Source organism: Echinicola pacifica DSM 19836, from assembly GCF_000373245.1.
Taxonomy (GTDB): domain Bacteria; phylum Bacteroidota; class Bacteroidia; order Cytophagales; family Cyclobacteriaceae; genus Echinicola; species Echinicola pacifica.
In genome coordinates this window covers 125,856-132,151 of the sequence record NZ_KB890741.1, presented here as the reverse complement: position 1 = coordinate 132,151, position 6,296 = coordinate 125,856, and the positions used below count along the sequence as shown (strand labels likewise).

Sequence of the window (6,296 nt, the reverse complement as noted above, 5' to 3'; positions counted from 1 at the left end):
TACGCCAGGAATTCAAGCTTAGCTCATAAGCCTTTCGCACGCATTAAGCCCTAGTAACTAATCACTTTATACAGTAAAAGCCATCGACACTAAAATCAGGATCCTTAAAACAGAAGTACCAATACATTGTTCGCCCTCCCCTACTTGACTAATATAGACGGTTAGCAATTCTCCTTCTTGCCCAGTCAATAGTATTATATATATATAGTAACGCCCTTGCCTCTCATTCGCCCAAAAAATCATACGTCAGGAGTTCAAGCTTAGCTCATAAGTGTTACTCATGGATTGAACCCTATTATAACTAATCACTATATATATATGGTAAAAACCATCGACACTAAAATCAGGATCCTTATAACAGAAGTGCCAATAGATTGTTCGCCTTCCCCAACCTGACTACTCTATCCGATTATCCATTATCCTTCTTGCCAAATCATTAGTATTATATATATAGTATCGCCCTTGCCTCTCATTCGCCCAAATAATCATACGCCAGGAATCCTAGGTTAATTATTAACTCCAGCTATTGAAATCCAACACCCACAGCCTTGAATCGCTATATAAATGATAAGCTGATTCCCAATTAAAGGGAGGAAATAACAAAAGATCATAACGTGACTCCTATTATGCCTCAGCTATTAAAGACTAACCCTTTTGGTTTTACAACTATCTCTTTTCATTATGCTCGTTTACACTATAATAAGTATAAAGGCATTGCTGAGTAAAAGGACATGGAGTAGATCATTAGGACCAACGATGGCCAGGAGCCCATCCACAAAGAGGAAAATATATGCCGCTTTGCTTTCAAAAATGGAGGCTATTGAGCTTACTTAAGAATTATTAAGATAAAAAGCACTTACAATCACCCAAGATTTTATAATTTAGCTCCCTGAAATTAAATCAGCAAATAGTTCTTCATGAAAAGATTAATTCCATTTATAGTAGCTTTTGTATTGCCAATGACACTTTTGGCTCAGGAAAATAAAACCACGCAATCACTAAAAGGACGTCCGAATATTAAGGGCGATTTATTTTTTGATTTTGGCTTCAATATGTTGAATCATAGATCGGATGATTTAGGAACAGAGTTCTTCCCCTCCAAAACTGCCAATATATATTTCCAAAGACCTATTAACCTAGGCAACCGCAGTGGCTGGACATTAAACCCCGGCATTGGTTTTGGAATGGATAAGCTAGCCTTTAAGCATAATCATATGCTAATCAATGATCCCGACAAAGGATCCAACTCTAGCCAATTGGTCGAAATTGAGGATGTGTATGGAGAAAATATCCTCGTCACCAAAAACACGACGGCATTGAATTATATAGATATTCCACTTGAACTACGATACCATTTTAATAAAAGTGATTATCAGCAAGGTTTTAGAATGGCACTTGGTGGCAAGGTAGGTATGCTTTATAATGCGCACACCAAAATCGAGTTCACTGATTCGAATGGATTAGAGCAGAAAATAAAAACAGCTCAGGATTATGGAATTAATAAATTCCGCTACGGCGTATATTCCAGAATAGGATTTGCAGGTTTTAACCTTTGGGCTTATTATGGCTTAAACAAGGTGTTTAAAGAAGGCCAAGGTCCTTTTGACACGGAGGCCCAGCAGTTCAACTTTGGAATGTCAGTTGCCTTATTCTAAATAACAGGTACTATTTAAAAAATCAAAAGCCCGAGACTAAGTCCCGGGCTTTTGATTTATATAGCCATTAGCTATATAAAGTCCTTCAATAGAAAAACGACAGGTGCGTCATCATTTAAAATTGGGCCGCCTCTTCTCCAAAAATGCAGACAGCCCTTCTTTAAAATCAGGATGTCTCCCTGCCTTTTCCTGGCAGTTTGCTTCCATCTCTAATACCTCCTCTAATTTCATTTCCCCTGCTCTATTCAGCATATTCTTTATCAGACCGATAGAATGAGAAGACGTCCCCTTGTAAATATCCAGGTAAAACTGCAGTGCTTGATCCATTTCTCCTTCCTCTACCACCTTATTGACAAGCCCTAGGGCCAAGGCTTCCTCACCATACACTTTCCTCCCCGTGGTCGCTAACTCAAATGCCATCGCCCTTCCCACTTTTTTGGTCAGGAAATAATTAGCTCCAGCGTCCATCACCAGGCCGATCTGGGCAAACAATTGTGCAATGTACGCCTCCTTGGACATCAGCAATATATCGCAGGCCAAAGCCAATGAAGCTCCGGCACCTACGGCTAACCCCTCTATCTTCCCTATCACGGGTTTTTTGAGAGTTCGGATACGCATGATCAAGGGGTTATAATATTCGGTAATTATATTTCTAAAAGGGATAGCATCAATATCAGTTCCCACAGATTTCAAATCTTGCCCACTACAAAAGACCTTGCCATGACCTGTAAGCACCACACATTTTATAGGCTCTTTGCGTTCTGCCTTCCCAAATGCATCCAGCAACTCCTCCAGCATCAATGGTGTGATGGCATTATAAACTTCTGGCCGGTTAAGCTGAATTTCTGCCCAATGAGAGTGGTCGGTGTACAGGATGGTTTTATAGGTCATTTTTGATCAGGTTAATAGGTAATAATAAAAGGCGATAAAGCATACGCTAAAACCGAGACAAAACCCTGCCAGGATTTCTCCAGGCCGGTGAGCTTGCAGATATAATCTGGCTGAAGCTACCAAGCCACAGGTCATGATCGTCCCCAGTAGAGGGTACAATAATGAGCTCCCTGGGTACTTCCAGCTCAAAATGATAATTATAGCCAATACACCAGATAAACCGGTCATATGTGCACTTACCTTCCAGAAGAAGGTCACTATAGTCAATAAGATAACGGTACCTGTCATTGTAATCAAGCTGAACACCGTCAGATCATCGAAATTTAACTTCGCGTAAAAGAAATAGGTAATAATCACGTAAAAAAGGCTTACCATTCCAAAAGGAAGGTATCTGTCCTTCTTGACTGCCATATGGATACTAGGAATGGAACCCATATATTGTAAGCCCATTACGCTAAGCATAGGGATAAATAGCGTGGTCACAGACACCATCAGCCATAACGAGCCCTTCATTTGATATGGAATATTCGTAGCCTCTGGCACAGCATAGAGCAGTACGCCAAAGACCAATGTGGGCATCATCAATGGTTGAAACAAAACCGAAAGAAAGAGGGCAATTTTTCGATACACTACAGTTCTTTTCTTAGTCTTGCAACAGGAATTTGTAATTGTTCTCGATATTTAGCCACAGTCCTTCTGGCAATATTATATCCTTTGTCATTTAATAGCTTCACCAATTTATCATCTGAAAGTGGCTTACGTTTCTCTTCTTCATCCACCAACCGCTGTAAGACGCTCTTCACTTCCCTATTACTAACATCCTCGCCTCCATCGGTGGAAATCCCCTCAGAGAAGAAATACTTCAAAGGAAACACGCCAAATTCAGTTTGAATAGCCTTACTATTGGCCACCCTAGAAACTGTGGAGATGTCCATATCTATCTTTTCAGCGATGTCTTTTAGGATCATCGGACGAAGCTTGGTCTCATCACCTTCCACAAAGAACTCTGATTGATAGTCCAAAATGGCATGCATGGTGCGCAATAAGGTCTGCTGACGTTGCTTGATCGCATCGATGAACCATTTTGCAGCATCTAACTTTTGCTTAACAAAACTTACCGTATCCTTCAGCTTCTTATCTTTCTTGTCACTTTTATCATAAGCCTCAAACATCTCGGAGTAAGATCTGCTCACTCGCAGCTCTGGTGCATTCCTGGAATTAAGGCTGATCTCCATTTTTCCATTGACATTATTTAGGATGAAGTCAGGGATAATGTATTGAGTCCTCATCAGGCCATCTGATCCACCTCCTGGTTTAGGATTCAATCGCGTAATCATATGGATTACCTCCTTAAGATCATCTTCATTCAGGCTGCATTTCTTAAGAATTTTGTCATAATGCTTTTTGGTAAACTCATCAAAGCAATCTCCAATGACCTTTAATGCCTTTTGAACAATCGGATCTTCCTGGTGTTCTTTACGCTCCAACTGGATAATTAAGCATTCCTGAAGACTTCTGGCGGCAATTCCCGCAGGGTCAAAATTCTGAATTTTCCTTAACACCTCTTCTACCTCATCCAGATCTGTTTCGACATTTTGGCTGAAGGCCAGGTCATTTATTATCGCTTCCAGGTCTCTACGTATGTACCCGTCACTTTCAATACTCCCAATCAATTGACGACCGATTAGTTTTTGGTGATCGCTTACTCTCAAAAAACTCAATTGGCTCAGAAGCTGCTCGTGTAAAGAGGTGCCTGAGGACAAGGGCATTTCGCGATCTTCATCATCTGGGGAATAGTTACCATCTCCCTGCATCTTATATCCGCCATAATCATCGGAGAGATAATCGTCCAGGTTTAGGTCTTTATCTTCTTTTCTTTCTTCTTCGTAAGAATCCGCGAGCACCTCCTCCTGAGGATCGTCACCCTCATCCTTCCCTTCTTCCAATGCCGGATTCACCTCCAGTTCTTCCTCTACTCTAGCCTCTAGCTCAGCGGTAGGGACCTGCAACAGCTTTATGAATTGAATCTGCTGAGGGCTCAACTTCTGGGAAAGTACCTGATTTAAATTTAACTTCTGCATATAGTGCGCTCTAGAATCTTTCGGTTTAATAGATAAAAATTAAGCATAATACTTTAAGGAGCTATCTGGCTCCTAGGTTGCGTATTCAAATTTAGGAAATTACCGCAAAATTTTGATAAAAACGTGATTATATCGTTTTTTTGCATTCCGTTTTTAAAACAATCGTTAGCTTTAATCCACGGAATTAAGGCAATAGCTCGATAACAAACAAATTCTTATGGCATTCAACAAACGAACGAAGATAAAGTTTTTGCTGGACAGCAATAAAATAGGAGACAGTGTAACTGTAATGGGATGGGTAAGGACCAAAAGAAGCAATAAAAGCGTCTCTTTTATCGCCCTAAATGATGGCTCAGTCATCGACAATCTCCAGCTGGTGGCAGCCCCGGATGTCGTGGGAGAAGATACTCTAAAAAAGATCTCCACAGGAGCCTGCATCAAAGCATCTGGTGACCTAGTCGCATCACAAGGTGCGGGGCAGGCTACTGAACTAATGGTGACCAGCCTGGAAGTCCTTGGGGAAGCAGATCCTGAAAAATACCCCCTTCAGCCCAAGCGTCACTCCTTGGAATTCCTGAGAGAGATCGCTCACCTGAGAATGCGTACCAATACCTTTGGGGCCGTATTCAGAGTCCGCCATGCCTTGGCTTTCGCTGTCCATCAGTATTTCAATAATAAAGGATTCTTCTATATCCATACCCCGATCATCACCGCCTCAGATGCGGAAGGTGCCGGAGAAACGTTTAAGGTGACCACCCTTGATCTAAAAAACCCTCCACTTACTGAGGAAGGGCATATAAACTTCAAGGAGGATTTTTTCGAAAGAGAAACAAATCTCACCGTATCCGGCCAGTTAGAAGGAGAATTAGCTGCAATGGCCTTGTCGGAAATATATACTTTCGGACCAACCTTCAGAGCTGAAAACTCAAATACCACGCGTCATTTGGCGGAATTTTGGATGATTGAGCCTGAAATGGCCTTCTTCGATGCCGAGGACAATCAGGATTTGGCAGAAGATTTCCTGAAATCCATCATTTCCTATGCCATGGAGCATTGCAAAGAAGACCTGGAATTCTTAGATAAAAGAGCAGAAGAGGAAAACAACAAGAAACCTACCAATGAACGTAGTGAATTAGGCCTATTAGAGCGGTTGAAATTTGTGGTGGAACATGATTTCGAACGATTGACTTATACTGAGGCAATAGAAATCCTGAGGAACTCTAAGCCAAACAAGAAGAAAAAATTCAATTACCTCATAGAAGATTGGGGCGCTGATCTACAGTCTGAGCATGAGCGATTCCTAGTAGAAAAGCATTTCAAAAAGCCTGTAATCCTTACCGACTATCCTAAAGACATTAAGGCTTTCTATATGAAGCAAAATGAGGATGGAAAGACGGTTGCTGCTATGGACATATTATTCCCCGGTATTGGTGAAATCGTGGGTGGCTCACAACGTGAAGAAAGCCTTCAGAAATTAACCAGCCGAATGGAGGAGATGGATATCAGCCCTGAAGAACTTCATTGGTACTTAGATACCCGAAGATTCGGCTCTACCCCACACGCAGGTTTTGGACTGGGCTTTGAAAGAATGGTGCAGTTCGTTACTGGCATGGGTAATATCAGAGATGTAATCGCATTCCCTAGAACTCCCGGAAACGCAGAATTCTAA

5 protein-coding genes are annotated in these 6,296 nt (G+C 41.5%); 2 read left to right on the top strand and 3 right to left on the bottom strand.

Going from position 1 to position 6,296, the window contains the following annotated elements:
• Window positions 1–917: 917 nt before the first annotated feature.
• The gene (locus B050_RS0109885; RefSeq protein WP_018473757.1) at window positions 918–1,655 is read left to right on the top strand and encodes a porin family protein; all 738 of its coding nucleotides are present in this window, start codon (window positions 918–920) and stop codon (window positions 1,653–1,655) included.
• Window positions 1,656–1,766: 111 nt separating this feature from the next.
• Here the strand turns inward: B050_RS0109885 and B050_RS0109880 are convergent, their stop codons facing one another.
• From B050_RS0109880 to rpoN, 3 genes are read right to left on the bottom strand one after another with little or no spacing between them, the layout of a single operon-like run.
• On the bottom strand, window positions 1,767–2,546 hold the full coding sequence (locus B050_RS0109880; RefSeq protein ID WP_018473756.1) for an enoyl-CoA hydratase/isomerase family protein: 780 nt from the start codon (window positions 2,544–2,546) through the stop codon (window positions 1,767–1,769).
• A gap of 6 nt (window positions 2,547–2,552) precedes the next feature.
• Window positions 2,553–3,128 (bottom strand): phosphatase PAP2 family protein, encoded by a 576-nt coding sequence (locus B050_RS0109875; protein ID WP_018473755.1) that lies wholly within the window; start codon window positions 3,126–3,128, stop codon window positions 2,553–2,555.
• Between the two features lie 47 nt (window positions 3,129–3,175).
• Complete coding sequence (gene rpoN, locus B050_RS0109870; protein WP_018473754.1) at window positions 3,176–4,627, bottom strand: RNA polymerase factor sigma-54; 1,452 nt, start codon at window positions 4,625–4,627, stop codon at window positions 3,176–3,178.
• 217 nt (window positions 4,628–4,844) lie between these two features.
• On the opposite strand from rpoN, the gene asnS reads away from it, so the two are divergent.
• Complete coding sequence (gene asnS, locus B050_RS0109865; RefSeq protein ID WP_018473753.1) at window positions 4,845–6,296, top strand: asparagine--tRNA ligase; 1,452 nt, start codon at window positions 4,845–4,847, stop codon at window positions 6,294–6,296.

Excerpts from the sequence above, each read along its gene's own strand:
- B050_RS0109885 (WP_018473757.1), top strand. The coding sequence starts at position 918 with ATGAAAAGATTAATTCCATTTATAGTAGCTTTTGTATTGCCAATGACA.
- B050_RS0109880 (WP_018473756.1), bottom strand. The coding sequence starts at position 2,546 with ATGACCTATAAAACCATCCTGTACACCGACCACTCTCATTGGGCAGAA.
- B050_RS0109875 (WP_018473755.1), bottom strand. The coding sequence starts at position 3,128 with ATGATGCCCACATTGGTCTTTGGCGTACTGCTCTATGCTGTGCCAGAG.
- rpoN (WP_018473754.1), bottom strand. The coding sequence starts at position 4,627 with ATGCAGAAGTTAAATTTAAATCAGGTACTTTCCCAGAAGTTGAGCCCT.
- asnS (WP_018473753.1), top strand. The coding sequence starts at position 4,845 with ATGGCATTCAACAAACGAACGAAGATAAAGTTTTTGCTGGACAGCAAT.